This is a genomic window from Streptomyces minutiscleroticus, from assembly GCF_014650875.1.
In the GTDB taxonomy this organism is placed as follows: Bacteria; Actinomycetota; Actinomycetes; order Streptomycetales; family Streptomycetaceae; genus Streptomyces; species Streptomyces minutiscleroticus.
This window is the reverse complement of sequence record NZ_BMVU01000031.1, coordinates 57038-76337: the sequence shown is the minus strand read 5'-3', so window position 1 is coordinate 76337 and position 19300 is coordinate 57038. Positions and strand designations below refer to the sequence as shown.

General features: G+C 75.4%; 16 protein-coding genes. 8 read left to right on the top strand and 8 right to left on the bottom strand.

Going from position 1 to position 19300, the window contains the following annotated elements:
- Nucleotides 1-224 precede the first annotated feature (224 nt).
- Both IE271_RS26150 and IE271_RS26145 read right to left on the bottom strand, forming a co-directional pair.
- Nucleotides 225-1643: a HEAT repeat domain-containing protein gene (locus IE271_RS26150; protein WP_190192886.1), complete on the bottom strand. Its 1419-nt coding sequence runs from the start codon at nucleotides 1641-1643 to the stop codon at nucleotides 225-227.
- 301 nt (nucleotides 1644-1944) lie between these two features.
- Nucleotides 1945-2337 carry an ankyrin repeat domain-containing protein gene (locus IE271_RS26145; RefSeq protein WP_190192885.1) on the bottom strand — a complete coding sequence of 131 codons (393 nt, stop codon included), beginning with the start codon at nucleotides 2335-2337 and terminating at the stop codon, nucleotides 1945-1947.
- A gap of 295 nt (nucleotides 2338-2632) precedes the next feature.
- Between IE271_RS26145 and IE271_RS26140 the strand changes: the two genes are divergently transcribed.
- Together IE271_RS26140 and IE271_RS26135 are read left to right on the top strand one after the other, a co-directional pair.
- Nucleotides 2633-2827 carry a hypothetical protein gene (locus IE271_RS26140; protein WP_190192884.1) on the top strand — a complete coding sequence of 65 codons (195 nt, stop codon included), beginning with the start codon at nucleotides 2633-2635 and terminating at the stop codon, nucleotides 2825-2827.
- A 57-nt stretch (nucleotides 2828-2884) separates the two neighbouring features.
- Complete coding sequence (locus tag IE271_RS26135; protein ID WP_190192883.1) at nucleotides 2885-4666, top strand: hypothetical protein; 1782 nt, start codon at nucleotides 2885-2887, stop codon at nucleotides 4664-4666.
- A 352-nt stretch (nucleotides 4667-5018) separates the two neighbouring features.
- On the opposite strand, the gene IE271_RS26130 is transcribed toward IE271_RS26135, so the two are convergent.
- Nucleotides 5019-6518, bottom strand: coding sequence for an SCO1417 family PLP biosynthesis transcription factor (locus IE271_RS26130; protein ID WP_190192882.1), 1500 nt, complete (start codon nucleotides 6516-6518; stop codon nucleotides 5019-5021).
- Between the two features lie 236 nt (nucleotides 6519-6754).
- Between IE271_RS26130 and yczE the strand changes: the two genes are divergently transcribed.
- The 4 genes from yczE to IE271_RS26110 all read left to right on the top strand — a co-directional run bounded on the left by yczE (nucleotide 6755) and on the right by IE271_RS26110 (nucleotide 10222).
- Complete coding sequence (yczE, locus tag IE271_RS26125; RefSeq protein WP_190192908.1) at nucleotides 6755-7396, top strand: membrane protein YczE; 642 nt, start codon at nucleotides 6755-6757, stop codon at nucleotides 7394-7396.
- Between the two features lie 8 nt (nucleotides 7397-7404).
- On the top strand, nucleotides 7405-8166 hold the full coding sequence (locus IE271_RS26120; protein WP_373308837.1) for a glycerophosphodiester phosphodiesterase family protein: 762 nt from the start codon (nucleotides 7405-7407) through the stop codon (nucleotides 8164-8166).
- 40 nt (nucleotides 8167-8206) lie between these two features.
- Nucleotides 8207-9592 carry an MFS transporter gene (locus IE271_RS26115; protein WP_190192880.1) on the top strand — a complete coding sequence of 462 codons (1386 nt, stop codon included), beginning with the start codon at nucleotides 8207-8209 and terminating at the stop codon, nucleotides 9590-9592.
- 255 nt (nucleotides 9593-9847) lie between these two features.
- Complete coding sequence (locus tag IE271_RS26110; RefSeq protein WP_189292218.1) at nucleotides 9848-10222, top strand: RNA polymerase-binding protein RbpA; 375 nt, start codon at nucleotides 9848-9850, stop codon at nucleotides 10220-10222.
- Nucleotides 10223-10584: 362 nt separating this feature from the next.
- Here IE271_RS26110 and fxsA read toward each other — a convergent pair whose 3' ends face one another.
- The 4 genes from fxsA to IE271_RS26090 form a co-directional block, all read right to left on the bottom strand.
- Nucleotides 10585-11181 carry an FxsA family membrane protein gene (fxsA, locus tag IE271_RS26105; RefSeq protein WP_190192879.1) on the bottom strand — a complete coding sequence of 199 codons (597 nt, stop codon included), beginning with the start codon at nucleotides 11179-11181 and terminating at the stop codon, nucleotides 10585-10587.
- Nucleotides 11182-11228: 47 nt separating this feature from the next.
- Nucleotides 11229-12191, bottom strand: a complete 963-nt coding sequence (locus tag IE271_RS26100; protein WP_229919569.1) for a polyprenol monophosphomannose synthase — start codon at nucleotides 12189-12191, stop codon at nucleotides 11229-11231.
- 585 nt (nucleotides 12192-12776) lie between these two features.
- Entirely contained in the window at nucleotides 12777-14393 is a 1617-nt protein-coding gene (locus tag IE271_RS26095; protein WP_190192878.1) for an amidohydrolase, read from the bottom strand.
- Nucleotides 14394-14628: 235 nt separating this feature from the next.
- Nucleotides 14629-15069 carry an Lrp/AsnC family transcriptional regulator gene (locus tag IE271_RS26090; protein ID WP_005485572.1) on the bottom strand — a complete coding sequence of 147 codons (441 nt, stop codon included), beginning with the start codon at nucleotides 15067-15069 and terminating at the stop codon, nucleotides 14629-14631.
- A 266-nt stretch (nucleotides 15070-15335) separates the two neighbouring features.
- Here IE271_RS26090 and IE271_RS26085 point away from each other — a divergent pair, with 266 nt between their 5' ends.
- Nucleotides 15336-15776, top strand: a complete 441-nt coding sequence (locus tag IE271_RS26085) for a hypothetical protein (RefSeq protein WP_190192877.1) — start codon at nucleotides 15336-15338, stop codon at nucleotides 15774-15776.
- Nucleotides 15777-16381: 605 nt separating this feature from the next.
- Here the strand turns inward: IE271_RS26085 and IE271_RS26080 are convergent.
- Entirely contained in the window at nucleotides 16382-17557 is a 1176-nt protein-coding gene (locus tag IE271_RS26080) for an acyl-CoA dehydrogenase family protein (protein ID WP_190192876.1), read from the bottom strand.
- Nucleotides 17558-17891: 334 nt separating this feature from the next.
- On the opposite strand from IE271_RS26080, the gene IE271_RS26075 reads away from it, so the two are divergent.
- Complete coding sequence (locus tag IE271_RS26075) at nucleotides 17892-19145, top strand: glycoside hydrolase family 18 protein (protein ID WP_190192875.1); 1254 nt, start codon at nucleotides 17892-17894, stop codon at nucleotides 19143-19145.
- The last annotated feature ends 155 nt before the right edge of the window (nucleotides 19146-19300 follow it).

The following is a 19300-nucleotide window of genomic DNA, read 5'->3' as shown; positions in this document are numbered from 1 at the left end:
GGGCGCCCCTTTCCGCCCCGCCCCCGCACGCGGCGGCCGGCACGGCGGTGACCGGCACGCCGGCCGTCGTGACGGGTGGTCGCGACGGCGGCCGGCAGCGCTCCGCGCAGCGGCACCCGGCGGGCGCGTCCGGCCGGCGGCCCGGCCGCGCGCGGCCTCCCGTACGGCCTCCCCGTACGGCCTCCCCGTACGGCGGTGTCCCCGGATGCCGGGGGCACCGCCTCTCACACCGCCGTGGCGTCCGGGCCGATCCTGCTGCGCACCGCCGTCTGGACCTCGGCCTCCTCGGCCGGGTCGGCGGCGAGACGGCGGAGCTGCTCGACGACGCGGGCGTCGCCGATCTCGGCGTGCCGGGCGGCCACCTCGCGGGTGGACTCCTCGCAGTCCCACAGGCACTCGACGGCGAAGCCCGTCGGGAAGGAGGGGTCGGTGGCGGCGAGGGCGCGGGCCGCGCGGCCGCGCAGGTGCGAGGAGGTGGTCTCGCGGTAGATGTGGCGCAGGACGGGGGCGGCGCAGACGATGCCGAGCCGTCCGGCCCCGTCGACGAGGGTCCACAGGGTGGGCGCGTCGGGCCCGTCCCCCCGGACGGCCTCGCGCAGGGCGGCGAGGACCAGGTCGCCGTCCTGGGCGCCGCCCCGGCAGGCGAGCACCCGTCCGGCGGCGCCGCCGAGGGCGTCGGGCCGGTGCGCCCAGCGGCGCGCCCGCTCCACGGCGGCGACGCTGCGCATGCGTTCGAAGGCGGCCACGGCGGCGTCGACGACGGGCCGCGGGCCGGAGGCCGTCGCGGCCTCGATCAGGTCGAGCACGTCGGGATCGTGGTGGTCGGCGAGGTAGCGCAACGCGGTGCAGCGCGCCCCCTCGTCGCCGGTGCGGGCGGCCTCGACGATCTCTGCGCGGTCCTCGGGGCCGGCGACGGCGGTGAGACAGCGGGCGGCGGGGACGTGGAGCTGGGCCCCCCGTTCGACGCCCTGCTGCGCCCAGTCCAGGACGGCCCGCACGCTCCAGCCGGGCCGGGGTCCGGAAGGGCTCAGCTGCCGCTGCCACCGGTCGAAGGAGCCGGTCTCGCCGGCGGCCCGCACCCGGGCGCCGACCTCCGGCCGGGGATCGTCGGCCCACAGCCGCCAGGGCCGGGGCTCGAAGGCGTCGCGCACGGCGGCGGCCAGCTCGGCGTCGCCCTCGGGGCCGGCCGGGAACCGGGCGAGGACGGGCAGGGCGAGGGAGCGCAGGCCCGCGTCGTCGTCGCGCAGCGCGAGCTCGTCCAGGGCCCAGGCCCAGTTGGAGCCGGTGGCGGCGTACCGCCGCAGCAGGTCGAGGGCGTCGCGGCGGCCGTACGAGGCGAGGTGCCCGAGGACGGCGAGCGCGAGCCCGGTGCGGGACTCGTCCGTGTCCAGGACGTCCTCGCCGGAGAAGAGGTGCTGCTCGATCTCGTCGAGCCCACCGTTCAGTTCGAGGTGGAGACGGGCGTAGTAGAGGGAGCGGTTCTCCAGCTGCCAGTCGTGGCGGGGATCACGCAGCACACAGTGGTTCAGGGCCGCGAGCGCCTCCGCCCGCGGGGCGGTGAGCGCGTGCAGCGTGCCGTCGCCACGCCCCCGCTGGAGCAGGCCGAGCAGCGTACCGCTGGGCGCTATGACCGGATCGAACATGGGAAACAGCCTCACATCAAGCGTCGACGCAACCGGGGATCGTGCACTACCTGGCCGCGCGGCAACACGTCGGGGCGCCCGTCGTCTCGTGCTTGCTGTAGACCATCTTCCTCTGCCTCTCGTCGGTGGCCCGTGCGGACCGGCTCACGGCCCGCGCGGTGCGGCAACTCCTGCCCACCCCCCGTGTCCGTGAATCACGACGTCATGATGACCCAGCGGTTCTCGCTGCCGCGACCGCATTTCCGGCGCCCCCGCACCGCTTCCCCCAAAATCATCGTCGTGCCTGGTCGGACCGGCCCTCTCAGCGGCCTTCGAAGAGCTTCAGCAGCTCCTCCTTGCCGAACATGCGGGCCGTGTCGACGGCCGAGGGCGTGCCCGCGGACGGGTCGGCGCCGGCCGCGACCAGGACCCGGACCACCTCGTCCTCGCCCTTGAAGACCGCTCCGGCCAGCGGAGTCTGGCCCCGGTCGTTGGCGCGGTCGGCCTCGGCGCCGCGCTCCAGCAGGGCGCGGACCGCGTCGGCGTGCCCGTGGTAGGCGGCGAGCATCACGAGGGTGTCGCCGCGGTCGTTGGTGAGGTTGGCCGGAACACCCGCGTCGACGTACGCGACCAGGGTCTCGGTCTCACCCCGGCGCGCCAGGTCGAAGATCTTGGTCGCCAGCTCCACGACCTCGGGGTCGGGGGCTTCACTCATCGTCCGGACCGCCTCTCACTGCCTTGCGATGGGAACGTACGGCGGCGGACGGTGCGGCCGTACGGGTGATTCGCCAGCGTACTGGCTCCGCGGGCACATGACCGTCCCCGGGCGCGGCAATGATCACCACGGGGCGGCGTGCCCGTGCCGCGCGCCCGCCCGGTCGGCCCAGCGGGCACCGCCACCCGGGGGAAAGTAGGAAGATTTCATCCATTTGCACCTTTTGTCGTATGGATACATGCTGTGATCCTGGAAGTACTCATGGTGACTGTCCCCCACGACCAGGAGAAAGCTCATGATCCTCTCGATCTCAGGTGTCGTCCTGCTCGGCATCATCGTCTTCCTCTACTTCCGCAAGGACGGCCTGAAGGCCTCGCACGCGCTGGTGTGCGCCCTCTTCGGCTTCTACCTCGCGGGCACCGCCATCGCCCCGAGCATCAAGGCGGGCGGCGCGAGCCTGGCGAGCCTCCTCGGCGGGATCAAGTTCTGACGCCCTGACGTCCCGCCCCGCCCCTCCGCACGCACGAACGCACCCCAGGAGACAGCAGTGGCCCGGCGCCCCCTTCCCCGCATCCTGAGCAACGGCAGCGCCCGGATCGCCCGGAGCCGGGAGCTGGCACGGTCGGCGGCCGACAGCGCCACCGACGTGCTCCACCCGCTGATCACCGTCACGCGCGGACTGCGCCGGCTGGCGGGGGCCGGCCGCCGCAGATGGGCGGAGACCCCCAAGGACCGGCGCGGGCCGCTGCTCTTCCTGGTGGCCTCCGTGTTCCTGGTCGTGGTGCTCATGCCGTACGGGCCGCTGCTGGCCGCCGTCGCGCTGATGGCGGCGGCGGCCTGGCAGGGCAGGGACCGCACCTCGCCGGCCCCCGCCGGCCCCGACGAGGCCCAGGCCCAGCGCCTGGCGTCGCTCTACGAGGCGCTGGTGCCCTACTTCTCGGTCCCCGAGGACCCGGCGCCCCTGTACGCGCACGGCGGCGAGTGGGAGAAGGCGTTCACCTCGTACGCGTTCGACGGCGACGGCCGCGTCGAGCGGCTGACGATCCGCTACCCGGCCTACTTCACGGACGGGGAGGCGCGGTCCCGGGCCCGGATCGAGCAGCTGCTGCACGCCAAGTCGGGCCGCGGCCGCGAGTACCGCTTCGACTGGGACGAGGAGGGGAACCTGCTCACCCTCTCCGTCCTGCCGCCGCTCCCCGTGGACATCGCCGCCCAGCGCTTCGTGACGTCGCCCGGCGAGACGGTCCTCGGCTTCACCGACGCCGGCGGGGTGCAGCGCACGCTCCCCCTGGGGTTCGGGGAGGAGAAGCGCGACGTGCCGCCGGTCGTCTGGCGCACCGGTCCCCGCTCCACCGAGCCGCACCTGCTGGCCGTCGGCGAGCCCGGCAGCGGGACCACGACGCTGCTGCGCTCCGTGGCGCTGCAGGCGCTGCGGCACGGCGACGTCCTGGTCGTCGAGGGGGGCGGCACCGGCGAGTACGCGTTCCTGACCGGGCGGGCCGGGGTGCTGGCCGTCGAGTCCGGGGTGCCGGGCTCGCTCGCGAGCCTGGAGTGGGCCGCCCACGAGACCGAGCGCCGGCTGGCCGCCGCGCACCGCGCCCGCCAGGAGGGCCGCCGGACGCCCGAGGACGTCGGCCGCCCGCTGTGGATCCTGGTCGACCGCCCGAGCGTGCTCGCCCACCTGGCCGCGGCGGACGGCCGCCGGGACCCGTGGTCGCTGCTCCGGACGCCGCTGCGGCACGGCCGCGCCGCCCGGGTGACGGTCGTGGTGGCCGAGCAGTTCGACGGCCTGGAGTCCCTCGGCGACGTGGTGACCGCCCACACCCGCGCGCGCGTCGTCCTCGGCCCCGCCTCGCCGGAGCGGCTCGCGGCCGTGCTCGGCACGCACCCGCCCACCACGCCGACGCCCCGGATGCCGCTGGGCCGCGGCTACGCCCGGCTGGGCACGGGCCCCGTCCACCGGCTGCAGGTCCCGGCGACCCCGGACCCGTACGACGACGCGACGAGCGAGGTCCACCGGCGGGCGGTCCTGGCCCTGCTGCCGCCGCTCACCACCCCGGCGGACGCGGCCGTGGAGGGCGCCTCCGTGCCGGACGCGGGCGCGCCGGACACGGCTTCCCCGGACACCGGGTCCGCCGGCGCCGTCCCCCTGGACACCGCTCCCCCGCAGGCGGTGCCCGCGGACTCGGCCCCGGTCGCCGCCGTCCTCACGAAACCGGCCCTCACCCCGGCGGCCACCACGACGGCGACCGGCCCCATGGCCGTCGAGGCGGCCGTCACGACGGCGACCGGCCCCATGGCCGTCGAAGCGGCCGTCACGGAGGGCTGAACCGCCGGACGGACCGCTGGACGGACGCCGGACGGACCGGCGGACACGGCGCCGACGGGCCCGGCGCCGGCGTACGGGACATCGGCGGACGGGACGGTCCCGGGCCGCGGCGCGGAGCCCGCGGACGCCGCGCCGGCCGGGGGCGCGCGCACGGGAACGGCCCGGTCCGGACGGCGGCCGCCGGCGCCGGACCGCGCCCCTGGCGCGGAGGACGGCGCCGGACCCGCGAAGGACCGGCGCCCGCGAAGGACCGGCGCCCGCGGGGACGCGACCGCCGGACGCGGCGCTCCCGAGCCGCGCGGCGCCCCGGCCGCCCGTCCGGTCCGCGCGCCGCAGCGGCCCCTCGCGCCTCTCAGGCCACGAACGTGCGCGGCGACTCGGATCCCGCGCCCGCCCCGCTCTCCACCAGGCGGGCCGCCGCGGCCAGCCGGGCCGCGGCCTCGTCGGCGAGCGCGCCGCCGACCGTGAACGGCAGCCGGACGTACCCCTCGAAGGCGCCGTCCACGCCGAAGCGGGGTCCGGACGGGACGCGTACGCCGACCCGCTCGCCCGCCTCGGCCAGCCGCGAGCCGGACAGCCCGCCGGTGCGCACCCACAGCGTCAGCCCGCCGCGCGGCACGTCGAACTCCCAGCCGGGCAGCTCCCGGCGGACGGCGGCCACCAGCGCGTCCCGGTTCTCCCGGGCCTGGTCCCGCCGCATGCCCACGGCCTCCTCCCAGCCGCCGGTGGTCAGCAACCAGTTCACCGCGAGCTGTTCCAGGACGGGGGTGCCGAGGTCGGCGTAGGCGCGGGCGGCCACCAGGCTGCGGATCACGTCGGGCGCGGCCCGGACCCAGCCGATCCGCATCCCCGCCCAGAACGCCTTGCTGGCGGAGCCGACCGTGATCACCGTCGAGCCGGCGGGGTCGAAGGCGCAGACCCGGCGGGGCAGCTCGACGTCCTCGTCCAGGTGCAGCTCGCTCATCGTCTCGTCGACGACGAGCACGGTGCCGGCGGAGCGGGCCGCGTCGACCAGGCGCCGCCGCCGGTCCTCGTCGGCCAGCGCGCCGGTCGGGTTGTGGAAGTCGGCGACCACGTACGCGAGGCGCGGCGCCGCCTCCCGCAGCACCTGCCGCCAGCGGTCCATGTCCCACCCGGCGAGCCCGTCCGCCATGGCCACCGGTACGAGGCGCGCCCCGGCCTCCCGCATCAGCTGGAGGATGTTGGCGTACGACGGCGACTCCACGGCGATGCGCTCGCCGCGCCCGGCGAAGAGGTGGCAGATGGCGTCGATGGCGCCCATGGCCCCGGTCGTCACCATGATCTGCTCGGGCATGGTCGGGACGCCGCGCGCGGTGTAGCGGTCGGCGATCATCTGGCGCAGCGCGGGCAGCCCGGCCGGGTAGTCGCCGTGCGTGTGCGCGTACGGCGGCAGCTCCTCCAGGGCGCCCCGGACGGCGCGGGTGAGCCACGGCTCGGGCGCGGGCAGGGCGGCGGTCCCCAGGTCGATCATGGAGCCGAGCGCCTCCGGCGGCAGCGGTTCCAGGCCGCGCGCGGGCAGCGGGTTCCCGGCGGGCACCGCGGTCCAGCTGCCCGCTCCCCGGCGGGACTCCAGGAAGCCCTCGGTGCGCAGCGCCTCGTACGCCGCCGCGACGGTGGTGCGGCTGACGGACAGGGCGAGGGCCAGCTCGCGCTCGGCGGGCAGCCGCGCGGCCACCGGGACCCGGCCCTCCAGCACCAGCAGGCGGACGCCGTCGGCGAGGGCCCGGTAGGCGGGCGGGCGCCGGGTGCCGGGCCCGGCCGGGCGCTCCTGCTGGGAGCGGAGGAGCCGGGCCAGCTGCGCGGCCCCCACCGCGGACGTCCACTGCGCCATGATTTCCAGTCCACCTTCCCCGGATTGGCCATGGATCGGGTTCGTTTCCGAGCCACAGAGTGTCACGGGTCAGGCCACTGCCACCACCGGGGGTTCCTTTGTCCACGCGGTCCGAGCCATCCGCGCAGCCCGCTCCGGCGCGGCCGGCGCCCGCACGACCGGCATCCGTACAGCCGGCGTCCGCGCAGCCGACTCCTGTACCGCCGTCCGCACAGCCGGCGTCCGTACGGCCGGCCCTGCCCCTCGTCCACCGCCTCGTCCGGCTGTACGCCGGACTGGCCCTGTACGGCGCGAGCGCGGCGCTGCTCGTCGAGGCCGGGCTCGGCCTGGAACCGTGGGGCGTGCTGCACCAGGGGCTCGCCGAGCGCACCGGCCTGAGCATCGGCGTCGTGTCGATCGCGGTCGGCGCGGCGGTCCTGCTGCTGTGGATCCCGCTGCGCCAGCGCCCCGGGCTCGGCACCGTCTCCAACGTCTTCGTGGTCGGCCTCGCGATGGACGCCACCCTCGCCCTGGTCCCGGACGCCCGCGCGCTCGCCGTCCGCGTCCCGCTGCTGCTCGCGGGCGTCGTGCTCAACGGCGCGGCGACCGGTCTCTACATCGCCGCCGCGTTCGGCCCGGGACCGCGCGACGGCCTGATGACCGGGCTGCACCGGCGCACCGGCCGCTCGGTCCGCCTGGTGCGCACGGGCATCGAGCTGGCGGTCGTGGCGACCGGCTTCGCCCTCGGCGGCACGGTCGGCGCGGGCACGGTCCTGTACGCCCTGGCGATCGGCCCGCTCGCGCAGCTGTTCCTGCGCGTGTTCGCCGCCCCCGCGGCACCCCCGGGCGGCACCGCCGTCGCCTCCGGTGCACCGCGGCGGTCCATACTGCGCCGGTGACCTCGCGGATGCACCCACGCCACCCCTACCTCGACCATCCCGGCCCGATCGCCTTCGCCCACCGGGGCGGGGCGGCGGACGGCCTGGAGAACACCGTGACCCAGTTCCGGCGCGCGGTCGACGCCGGCTACCGGTACATCGAGACCGACGTGCACGCCACGGCGGACGGCCGGCTCGTCGCCTTCCACGACGCGACGCTGGACCGGGTCACCGACGGCGCGGGGCGGATCGCCGACCTCGCCTGGGACGACGTACGGCAGGCGCGGGTGGCCGGCGCCGAACCGGTCCCCCTCTTCGAGGAACTCCTGGAGACCTTCCCCGGCGTCCGCTGGAACGTCGACGTCAAGGCCGAGCCGGCGCTCACGCCGCTGCTGGACCTGATCGGCCGCGCCGGCGCCTGGGACCGGATCTGCGTCGGCTCCTTCTCCGAGGCCCGGGTCGCCCGCGCCCGGCGCCTGGCCGGTCCCCGCCTGGCCACCTCGTACGGCATGAGGGGGGTCCTGGGGCTGCGGCTGCGCTCGTACGGCGTGCCGGTCCCGCTGCGCGGCTCGGCGGTCTGCGCGCAGGTCCCGGAGTCGCAGTCGGGCGTCCCCGTGGTCGACCGCCGCTTCGTGCGCACCGCCCACGCGCGCGGGCTGCAGGTCCACGTGTGGACGGTCAACGAGCCCGACCGCATGCACCGGCTCCTGGACCTCGGCGTCGATGGCATCATGACCGATCACATCGACACACTGCGCAAGGTCATGGAGGACCGGGGCACCTGGGTCTGACCCGCCCGCGCAGGCGGTTCCACGGGGAGGCGAGGCGCGGGTGGAGACGGACACCGTGCAGGGGGAGACGGCGGACGGGGCGGCGGCCCGGCGGCGCGAGCAGCGCGGCTGGTACTTCTACGACTGGGCCTGCTCCGTCTACTCGACGAGCGTGCTCACCGTGTTCCTGGGGCCCTATCTGACCTCGGTGGCCGAGTCGGCCGCCGACGCGGACGGGTTCGTCCACCCGCTCGGCGTCCCGGTCAGGGCCGGGTCCTTCTTCGCCTACTCGGTGTCCGCCTCCGTGATCCTGGCGATCGTCGTGATGCCCCTGGCGGGGGCGCGGGCCGACCGGACGGGCCGCGGGAAGCCGCTGCTCGCGGCCGCCGCCTACCTGGGCGCGGCGGCCACCGCGGGCATGTTCTTCCTGGACGGCGACCGCTATCTGCTGGGCGGCCTGCTGCTGGTCGTCGCCAACGCCTCGTTCGCCGTGGCGATGGCCCTCTACAACTCCTACCTGCCGCGGATCGCCCCGCCCGAGGAGCGCGACGCGGTCTCCTCGCGCGGCTGGGCCTTCGGCTACGCGGCGGGCTCCCTGGTCCTGATCGTCGACCTGGTCCTGTACACGGCCCACGACTCCTTCGGGCTCACCGAGTCGGAGGCGGTCCGCGTCTGCCTGGCCTCGGCGGGCCTGTGGTGGGGCGTCTTCACCCTCGTCCCGCTGCGCCGGCTGCGCGACCGCCGGGCGAAGGGGGCCGCCGGGACGCCCGGCGCGCCCGGGGCACCCGACGGGTCCGGGCCGTCCGTGCACGGCTGGCGCCAGTTGGTCACCACATTGCGCGACATGCGGAGCAGACCGTTGACGCTCGCCTTCCTGCTGGCCTACCTCGTCTACAACGACGGCGTCCAGACCGTCATCTCCCAGGCCTCCGTGTACGGCTCACAGGAGCTGGGCCTGGACCAGTCGACCCTCATCGTCGCCGTGCTGCTCGTGCAGGTGCTGGCCGTGGCGGGCGCGCTCGCCATGGGCCGGCTGGCACGGGCGTACGGCGCGAAGCGCACGATCCTCGGCTCGCTGGTGGCCTGGACCGCGACGATCGGGGCCGGCTACTTCCTGCCCGCGGGCTCCCCCGTGTGGTTCTTCGTCCTCGCCGCCGGGATCGGCCTGGTCCTCGGCGGCAGCCAGGCGCTGTCCCGCTCCCTGTTCTCGCACCTCGTGCCGAGCGGCAAGGAGGCCGAATACTTCTCCGCGTACGAGATGAGCGACCGGGGGATGAGCTGGCTCGGCCCCCTGCTGTTCGGGCTGACCTACCAGCTGACCGGGAGCTACCGCGACGCGATCGTCTCGCTCGTGGCGTTCTTCGTGGTCGGATTCGTCCTGCTCCTGCGGGTACCCGTACGGCAGGCGGTGCGCGACGCGGGGAATCCGGTGCCTGAAAGGATTTAACACCGGAAGGCAAAGGGCGGTAGTGTACGCCGTTGGCCTACCAGACGGACCGTTACTGCGCGTCAAAGGCGACGAAACGCTGGGTGACATCTGCCGCCAGATGTGACAAACCGGGCGTCGGTGGGTACAACAAGGGGCGGCTACGACGGCGACGCATGACCCACAACGGGAATCTTTACCGCCGACCGGACGTTGACCGGATGACGACGACAGCGACACCTGTCCTGTGGGCGACAAGCCCGGGAGGCACGATTCATGAGTGAGCGAGCTCTTCGCGGCACGCGCCTCGTGGTGACCAGCTACGAGACGGACCGCGGCATCGACTTGGCCCCACGCCAGGCCGTGGAGTACGCATGCGAGAAGGGGCACCGCTTCGAGATGCCCTTCTCGGTCGAGGCGGAGATCCCGCCGGAGTGGGAGTGCAAGGTCTGCGGGGCCCCCGCACTCCTCGTGGACGGCGAAGGCCCGGAAGAGAAGAAGGCCAAGCCCGCGCGTACGCACTGGGACATGCTGATGGAGCGGCGCACCCGTGAGGAGCTCGAAGAGGTCCTCGAGGAGCGCCTGGCTGTTCTCCGCTCCGGCGCGATGAACATCGCGGTCCATCCGCGGGACAGCCGCAAGTCCGCCTGACCCCGCCCCGGGGCCGGACGGCATAGGGCAAGAAGAGAAGAACCGCGGGTGCCGCACACGCAAGGTGTGCGGCACCCGCGGTTTTCGTCGTGTCCTGCGAGCGGAGCGCCCGGCCGAGGCCCCGGCCCGCCCGGACGGCGGCGTCGCGGCCCGGCGCCGCCCGGCGTGTGCGGCACGGCGTGTGCGGCACGGCGTGTGCGGCACGGCGTGTGCGGCACGGCGTGTGCGGCACGGCTCCGGGCCGCCGTGCGTCCGGCCCCCGCGCCACGGCGTACGGCCGGGCCGCCACCGGCCCCGCCGCGCGCCTCGGAGGTCTCCTGTGAGCGTCCCCGTCCGGCCGCGGCAGCCGCGGCCGGGTGCCGTCAGCGCGTCAGGGGCGGGTACTGCCCCGGCTCCCCGTCGCCGTCGCGGCGGGACGCCCCGGAACCGTCCTCGCGGACCACCTCGCCCTGGACGACCTTGCCGTCCGGGCGGTGCATCCGGGCCTGCTGGAAGGCGTCGGCGAAGCCGCCCGGCACGGTCTCCCGTATCTTGCGCTCGAACGTCCGCTCCGCGTACCGGCTCACGGCCCTCTGCACCGGGGGCACGAGCAGCAGCAGGCCCACGGCGTCCGAGACCAGGCCGGGCATGATCAGCAGCAGCCCGCCCAGCATCGTCAGGCCGTTGCCCTCGCTGCCGCCCCGGGCCTGCCGCGGCGGCACGCCGCCCTGCTGCTGCCGCAGCGTCTCGTTGAGGTTGCGGAACGCGCGGCGTCCCGCCCGCTTGACGACCGCCGCGCCGGCCACGAACCCGGCGACCAGCAGCAGGAGGACGCCGAGACCGCCCGCCGCGTTCGCCACCAGGGTCAGCAGCCAGATCTCCAGCACCAGCCAGACCGCGAGGCCGAGCGGCAGCAGGGTGCGCAGCCGCGAGCGCCGCGGCCGCGCGGGGTACGTCGGGGTCGAAGCGCTTGTCGTCATGCTCCCAGTGTGCCTGGCGGGGGCTCAGGACGGGATAAGCGGGGTGATCACTCGTCCCGGCCGCCGTCGCCCGCGGGGGCCGTGCCGGCCCGCCCGCTCTCCCCGGCCGCGACCGGGGCGTCCGTCCCGGTCTTCCCCGCCTCACCGGCCTTCCCGCCGGCGGCCCCGGAGGGGGACGGCGCGGCCGGGGACGGCTCGGGCGGGGACGCCGGGGAAGTACCGGTGGGCGCGGAGGTCCCGGAGGGCGAGCCGAGGCCGCCCACGATGCGGCCGACCCGCTCCCCCACGCCCCACGAGGTCACGCGCCACAGCGCCTCGACGACGATGTCACGGCTCATCTTGGAGTCGCCCAGCGCGCGCTCCACGAAGGTGATCGGCACCTCGACCACGTGGTAGCCGGCCCGGACCGCGCGCCGCGCCAGGTCGACCTGGAAGCAGTAGCCCTGCGAGGCGACGTCGGCGAGGCCGAGGCCCTCCAGGGTCTCGCGGCGGAAGGCCCGGTAGCCGCCGGTGACGTCTCTGAGCGGCACGTCCAGCAGGAGTCTGGAGTACGTGCTGCCGCCCCGGGAGAGGAACTCGCGGGACTTGGGCCAGTTCACGACACGCCCGCCCGGCACCCAGCGGGAGCCCAGGACGAGGTCGGCGCCCTTCAGCGCGGTCAGCAGCCGCGGCAGCTCCTCCGGCTGGTGGGAGCCGTCGGCGTCCATCTCGACCAGGACGCCGTACCCGTGCTCCAGGCCCCAGCGGAAACCGGCGAGGTAGGCGGCGCCGAGCCCCTCCTTGCCCTTGCGGTGCAGCACCTTCACATGGTCGTCCGCGGCGGCCAGCTCGTCGGCGAGCTTGCCCGTGCCGTCGGGGCTGTTGTCGTCGGCGACCAGGACGTGGGCCTCGGGCACGGAGTCCCGTACCCGGCCGACGATGGACTTGATGTTCTCCGCCTCGTTGTAGGTCGGGATGATCACCAAGGTCGTGCCGAGCGGACCGAACTGCCGCCCACCGCCGTCGTTCACAGCTTCCCCTTAAGACTTCCGTGCGAGGGGCACCACCTTAGCGAGCACGGCGGCCCGCGCCGGTGAGGCGGCGACGTCCGCGCGCCAGATGGCGGAAGAGCGTGACGGGATCCACGGGATGCGCCGGTCCACCAAGGGACCCGCCGGCCGCCGCGCGGGGCGCGGAGCGCCGCGGGGCCTGCGGGATCGGGGCCCGGCGCCCTTCGGGCCGGCCCAGGGACCCGCCGGCTGCGGGTCGGCCTCGAGCCGTTGTCTACTGAGCGTCCGGGCCCCTCCCGGGTCACACCAGCCGACCGGCCGGAACGTTCGCCCGTCCCGCGGCACGGGCGCTGGGCCTGGCTCCCAGTGGCGGTGTGCCGGTGCGGCGCGCCGCCCCTGACCCAGCGGGGCCGCGGCGACTGTCCGGGAGGTTCCCCGATCGGACGTCCGGTGGTGGACCCGCCGAACCTACCGGCCGCCCGCGGCGTTCTGTCAACACCCTTCCGGCCTGCGGCTTCTTCGAGGCGTTCCTGGTCAGAGCGGTGGGGGCACGGGGCACGCGACACGGCGGGGGACGGCGGGCGCCGCCCCGCCGTCCCGGGAGGATCACTCCTGCGGCCGTACGAACACCGTGCGGCCGCCCACGACCGTGCGCAGGCAGACGGGCAGGGCGTTGCCGGGGGTGAGGTCGGGCAGGCCGGGCGTGCCGGAGCGGGGGTCAGTCGACCAGCGCGCGACCCGGTCGTCGGGGGCCTGCACGACGAGCCGGTCGGTGCGCCACACGGCGTAGTCCGCGGGCGCGCCCGGCACCAGCACGCCGGCGTCGTCCCGGCCGGTCGCCCGCCAGCCGCCGCGCGTGTGGGCGGTGAACGCGGCGCGCACCGACACCCGGTGCCCGGGGGTGCGGTGGAAGGCGGCGGCCCGGACGGTGCCCCACGGGTCGAGCGGGGTCACGGGGGCGTCGGAGCCGAGGGCGAGCGGCACGCCGGCCCGCAGCAGCGCCGCGAACGGGTTGAGCGTACGGGCGCGTTCGGCGCCCAGGCGCCGGGCGTACATGCCGTCCTCGCCGCCCCACAGCGCGTCGAAGGCGGGCTGCACGGAGGCGGTGAGCCCGAACTCGGCGAAGCCCGCGACGGTCTCGGGGGTGAGCATCTCGGCGTGCTCGACGCGGTGCCGGGCGGCGCGGACGCGGGCCGGGCCGACCTTCTCGGCGGCGGCCCGCACGCCGTCGACCACGGCGGTCACGGCGGCGTCACCGATGGCGTGGAACCCGGCCTGGAGTCCGGCCTCGGTGCAGGCGGCCACGTGCTCGGCGACCGCGGCGGCGTCCAGGTAGGCGGTGCCGGCGTGGTCCGCGTCGGCGTAGGGCTCGTGCAGGCAGGCGGTGTGCGAGCCGAGGGCGCCGTCGACGAAGAGGTCGCCCGCGGCGCCGACGGCGCCCAGGGCGCGGGCCTTGTCGACGTCCCGCTCGGCCCAGTAGCCGACGACGCGCGGCAGGTCCGGCTCCTCGGCGGCCAGCCGCAGCAGGCCGGTGAAGTCGTCCTCGGAGGAGATGTCGGGGCCGCCGCACTCGTGGACGGAGCCGATGCCGAGCGAGGCGGCGTGGCGCAGGGCCGCGCGCTGCGCCTCGGTCCGCTGGGCGGGCGTGACCGCCCCGTACGCGGCGGTGCGCACGGCGTGGTGGGCGTCGCGGGTCAGCGGCCCGTCCGCGTACCCGGCGAGGTCCGTGACGCCCGGGACGAGGTCGAGCAGGGCGGTGGTGACGACCGCGGAGTGGACGTCGATGCGCGACAGGTACAGGGGCCTGCGCCCCGCGGCCTCGTCGAGTTCGGCGCGGGTCGGCGGCCGGCCCTCGGGCCAGCGGGCGGCGTCCCAGCCGTGGCCGAGCAGGACCCGGTCGGCGGGGCGGGCGGCGGCGAAGTCGCGGAGGGCGGCGAGGGCCGCCGCCAGCGAGGGCGCGGCGGACAGGTCGAGGCCGGTGAGGGCCAGACCGGTGGAGGTGGTGTGCACGTGGGCGTCGGTGAACGCCGGGGTGACGAGCGCCCCGTCGAGGTCCACGACGTCGTCGACGCCGTCGGCGAAGGCGTCGGCCGCCCCTTCGGAACCGACCCAGGCGACCTGTCCCCGTTCCACGACCATCGCGGTGGCGAAGGGGTCGGCGGGGCTGTGGACCTCCCCGCCGCGCAGCAGCACGGTGCGGGGGGTGGCGGTGCTCTCACTCATGGGGAACAGTCTCGCCCCTCGGCCCGGCGGCGCGGCGCCCGGGTCGCCGTGGGCGCGCCACCGCGGCCGGCCGCGCGCACGTGCGCGCGGCCGGCCCGGGCATCCGTGTCCCCGGGACCGGGCGGGACGCGCTCCCGGGGCCGGACCGGCACGGCACCGCGGCTCGCTGGGCGTGTCCGGAACCGCCCGCCCGGCGCGTCCGGGACCGTCCGGACCACCCGCCCGTCCGCCGGGGTCAGATCCGGGGCGGCCGGGCCTCGTACGGCGTGGAGAGCACGACGGTCGTGCGGGTCGAGACGCCCGCGAGGGAGCGCAGGCGCGCGAGGAGCTCCTCCAGCTCGTGCGGGGTGGCGACGCGGACCTTGAGGATGTAGTTCTCGTCGCCGGCGACGCTGTGGCAGGCCTCGATCTCCGGTACGCCGGCCAGCCGTTCGGCGATGTCGTCCGGGGCGCTGGGGTCGAAGGGTTTGACCGAGATGAAGGCGGTCAGCGGCAGCCCGACGGCCTCCGGGTCCACCACGGCGGCGTATCCGCGGATGACGCCGCGCTGTTCGAGGCGGCGCACCCGCTGGTGCACGGCCGAGGTGGACAGGCCCGTGGCCTTGCCCAGGTCGGTGTAGCTCATCCGCCCGTCCGCGACGAGCAGCTGCACGATCTGTCGGTCCAGCTCCTCCATGGCGCAGAACCTACAGTGCGCTTGATCCCCGCGGATACTCTGCGGCGCAGGTCATGCCTGGTTCGTACGGCGACCGGCTGAAGAGTGCGGGGCGCCCGGGGGACAAACCGGCCGCGCCGGGCACCCGTCCGGAACCTGTGACGAACGCCACAGTACGCCGCCGGGTTCCGTGATGTTCCCGTGATTAGTGCCGAGACCGGGAGGGAAGTGCTTGGTGTGGTCGAGGCCGCAGTGCCTTGTCGGCCCACCCGAGGGGGAGAATCCCAATGCAGAATTCCAAGCGCTCCGGCCGCACGCCCAAGCGCCAGCAGCCGGTCCTCACGTCCGTGCCGGAGTACGTCGAACCGGACGTCGACGGCGCCGACGACGAGCCGGACCCGTACGACACCTTCGAGATGTACCGCGTGATCTGCCCGGACTGCGCGCAGCCCATCGCGCTCCTGGCGGACGAGGAGGTGCTTCCCGAGCACGCGCTGTGCGCCTCGCCGTGGAACCCGTTCGGGCTCACGGTCTGCGCCGGCACGGGCCGTACGGCGGGGGAGGCCCGCCCCGCCGACGAGTCGCTCCAGGTCCAGGAGCAGGACACCGCCCTGCTGCTGACGCTCCCTCAGGGGCTCGACTGGCGGACGCAGCCCTTCTCCCACGTCGGCGGTCCCGGCTCGCGCCCCCTGCGGCGGATGCCGGCCGTGCGCCGCCAGGCCGCCTGAGACGGGCGCCACCGCCCCTCAGGACCTGCCGGGTTCCCTGCGCACCACGGCGTCCCGGCGCCCGTGGCGCCCCCTCCCGTCCCACCGGTTCCGCCCGGCTCTCCGGGGCGCGGATCCCGCGACACCGCCCGGCCGGACGTCCGGTACCGCGCGACGGCGCGTCGGCCCCGCCCCGTCGGCTTCCGTCCCACGCCGCCTCGCGCGGCGCGCCTCGCGCACCCGCGGCTCCTTCCGTCCGTCCGGGTGCCGCCGCGGTGGCGCGTTGACGGCGTCCGGGACTCGGCCGTACGGGTCACCCGGCCGGATTCCCCGTACGGAGCCCGTCGTGAACGCACGGCCGATTGGGCGCCCCGGTGACCTGTGCGCCCGGGCGGCCGTTTGGCCGGGCATGACCTCCACCTATCCCGCGGGTACGGGACGGCGGCGGCGGAGCCTGGTGCCGCCGCCCGGAGAACCGGCCTCCCGTCCGCAGCAGATCCAGGACCCGCCCATCTACCGCGACCTGCTGCGCAGTTGGGCGGACCGGGGCCGGACCCTGCCCGGGCGGCACGACCCGGAGTGGGCCCGGCTCGCGGCGCCCTCGGCGCTGTACGGCCCCGGCCGGGTCAGCGCGACTCGGGACCCACGAGGTGACGCGCGATGACCATGCGCTGGATCTGGTTGGTGCCCTCGACGATCTGCAGCACCTTGGCCTCGCGCATGTACCGCTCGACCGGGAAGTCCGCCGTGTAGCCGTAGCCGCCGAGCACCTGGACGGCGTCGGTGGTGACCTTCATCGCGGTGTCGGTGCACAGCAGTTTGGCCATGGCGGCCTGCCGGGAGAACCGCCGTCCCGCGTCGCGCAGCCGGGCGGCGGCGAGGTACAGCGCCCGGCCCGCCTCGATCTGCGTCGCCATGTCCGCCAGCATGAAGCGCAGGCCCTGGAAGTCGGAGATCGGCCGGCCGAACTGGGAGCGCCCGGTGGCGTAGGCGACGGCCTCGTCGAGCGCCGCCTGGGCCAGGCCGATGGCGCAGGCGGCGATGCCGAGCCGCCCGGAGTCGAGCGCGGACAGCGCGATCGCGAAGCCCTGCCCCTCCTCGCCGAGGCGTCGGCCGTCCGGCACGCGCACCCCGTCGAAGTGCACTTGTGCGGTGGGCGAGCCCTTCATCCCCATCTTCTTCTCGGGCGCAGCGGCGCTCAGCCCCTCGGCGTCGCCCGGTACCAGGAACGCCGTGATGCCGCGCGGCCCCTCGCCGCCGCTGCGCGCGAGCACGGTGCAGAAGTCCGCCACTCCCCCGTGCGTGATCCAGGCCTTGGTGCCCGTGAGCGACCAGCTCCCGTCGTCCTCGCGCACGGCCTTGGTGCGCAGGGACGCGGCGTCGGAACCGGAGGCGGGCTCGGAGAGGCAGTAGGCCCCGAGGAGGCCGCCGCCGAGCATGGCGGGCAGGTGCTCGACCTTCTGCTCCTTGGTCCCGAAGTCCGCGAGGGCGTGGCAGGCCAGGGTGTGGACGCTCACGCCGAGGCCGACGGTGAGGCGCGCCGCCGCGAGCTCCTCCAGGACCTGGAGGTAGACCTCGTAGGGCTGGTCGCCGCCGCCGTACTCGGAGTCGTAGGGCAGACCGAGCAGTCCGGTCTCGGAGAGCAGGGTGAAGACCTCGCGCGGGAAGCGGCCCGCGTCCTCCTCCTCGGCCGCCCGCGGCGCGATCTCGCGCTGCGCGATGTCGCGGACGAGCGAGATCAGATCCCGGCCCTCGTCCGTGGGCAGTTGACGGTCCACCGGCTGCGGGGCGTGGTCGGGCATGGCGACGCTCCTCTCCCTTTACGGGCACTGCGGCAGCCGCGACCGAGGTTGGGGACGCGACGCCGGGTCCTGCCATCCGGGCCGACGATCTTCTCCCGGGTCACGGAAGTCGCAGATCAGCGGCTGTGGCGCTGTGAGTATGCCCGATTCGGAGCGGCGCGTCACCGGTTAACGAGCGTTCATTTCACCACATCGGGAGCGGCTCGAACCATTGACCTAATGGTCTAGTCCTTTTAAGGTGCCTCCATCGTCTCGACGCGTTCACGCCAAGAGGTGTCCCGCGCGTCCCGGCGCTCCCCCACGCTCCCCTCTCCCCCCCACGAGGAGACACCCGATGCTCCGACCGCACCTCCCCCGCACCCGTGTGCGGGCGCTCCTGTCGGCCGCGTGCTGCGCCGTCCTCGGCGCGGGACTGCTCGCCGGCACCGCCGCCGCGGAGTCCCCCACGACGACCGCGCGGTCCGCCCCCGCCGGGCGGGCCGCCGCCGGCTCCAAGGTGGTCGGCTACTTCACCGAGTGGGGCACCTACGACCGCGAGTACTACGTCAAGAACATCGAGACCTCGGGCTCCGCGGACCGGCTCACGCACATCAACTACTCCTTCGGCAACGTCACCGGCGGCAAGTGCGCGATGGGCGACTCCTACGCGGCGACCGAGCGCGCGTACACGGCGGAGGAGTCCGTGGACGGCGCCGCCGACGCCTGGGACGCGCCGCTGCGCGGCACCTTCAACCAGCTGCTGAAGCTGAAGGAGCGCCACCCGGACCTGAAGGTCCTGTGGTCCTTCGGCGGCTGGACCTGGTCGGGCGGCTTCGCCGAGGCCGCGAAGGACCCCGCCGGCTTCGCCCGGTCCTGCCACGACCTGGTCGAGAACTCGAAGTGGGCCGGCGTCTTCGACGGCATCGACATCGACTGGGAGTACCCCAACGCCTGCGGGCTGACCTGCGACACCAGCGGCCGGGACGCCTACCGCGAGCTGCTGGCGGCGCTGCGCGCGGAGTTCGGCGGCGACGCGCTGGTCACCTCGGCCATCCCCGCGGACGCCACCGACGGCGGCAAGCTCGACGCGGCCGACTACACGGGGGCCGCGCAGTACGTCGACTGGTACAACCCGATGACGTACGACTTCTTCGGCGCCTGGGACGCGGCCGGTCCCACCGCCCCGCACTCGCCGCTGACCTCCTACGACGGCGTCCCGAAGGCCGGCTACGACACCTCGGCGACGATCGCGAGGCTCAAGGGCACGGGCGTCCCCGCCGAGAAGCTGCTGCTCGGGATCGGCTTCTACGGACGCGGCTGGACCGGCGTGACGCAGGACGCGCCCGGCGGCACGGCCACCGGTCCCGCGGCCGGCACCTACGAGCCGGGCATCGACGACTACAAGGTGCTCAAGGAGAAGTGCCCGGCGACGGGCACCGTCGGCGGCACCGCCTACGCGCACTGCGGCGCGGACTGGTGGAGCTACGACACCCCGTCGACCATCGCCGGGAAGATGGACTACAAGGACGAGCAGGGCCTGGGCGGCACGTTCTTCTGGGAGCTGAGCGGTGACACCGCGGACGGCGAGCTGATCAAGGCGATCGACTAGCCGACGGACGGGCGTACGCGCGAACGGCGAGGGGCGGGGACGGACGGCGGTCCCCGCCCCTCGTCACGGTCCGGCGGCCCGGCTCTCCGCCCGCGGCTGTCCGGCTCCCCTCCCGCGACGGGTCCGGGGCCGGGGCCGGTCATGCGCCCGCGACG

Bases quoted from the DNA above. Each gene is read 5' to 3' on its own strand.
- IE271_RS26150 (WP_190192886.1), bottom strand. From the start codon at position 1,643: ATGTTCGATCCGGTCATAGCGCCCAGCGGTACGCTGCTCGGCCTGCTC.
- IE271_RS26145 (WP_190192885.1), bottom strand. From the start codon at position 2,337: ATGAGTGAAGCCCCCGACCCCGAGGTCGTGGAGCTGGCGACCAAGATC.
- IE271_RS26140 (WP_190192884.1), top strand. From the start codon at position 2,633: ATGATCCTCTCGATCTCAGGTGTCGTCCTGCTCGGCATCATCGTCTTC.
- IE271_RS26130 (WP_190192882.1), bottom strand. From the start codon at position 6,518: ATGGCGCAGTGGACGTCCGCGGTGGGGGCCGCGCAGCTGGCCCGGCTC.
- IE271_RS26120 (WP_373308837.1), top strand. From the start codon at position 7,405: ATGCACCCACGCCACCCCTACCTCGACCATCCCGGCCCGATCGCCTTC.
- IE271_RS26110 (WP_189292218.1), top strand. From the start codon at position 9,848: ATGAGTGAGCGAGCTCTTCGCGGCACGCGCCTCGTGGTGACCAGCTAC.
- fxsA (WP_190192879.1), bottom strand. From the start codon at position 11,181: ATGACGACAAGCGCTTCGACCCCGACGTACCCCGCGCGGCCGCGGCGC.
- IE271_RS26095 (WP_190192878.1), bottom strand. From the start codon at position 14,393: ATGAGTGAGAGCACCGCCACCCCCCGCACCGTGCTGCTGCGCGGCGGG.
- IE271_RS26090 (WP_005485572.1), bottom strand. From the start codon at position 15,069: ATGGAGGAGCTGGACCGACAGATCGTGCAGCTGCTCGTCGCGGACGGG.
- IE271_RS26085 (WP_190192877.1), top strand. From the start codon at position 15,336: ATGCAGAATTCCAAGCGCTCCGGCCGCACGCCCAAGCGCCAGCAGCCG.
- IE271_RS26080 (WP_190192876.1), bottom strand. From the start codon at position 17,557: ATGCCCGACCACGCCCCGCAGCCGGTGGACCGTCAACTGCCCACGGAC.
- IE271_RS26075 (WP_190192875.1), top strand. From the start codon at position 17,892: ATGCTCCGACCGCACCTCCCCCGCACCCGTGTGCGGGCGCTCCTGTCG.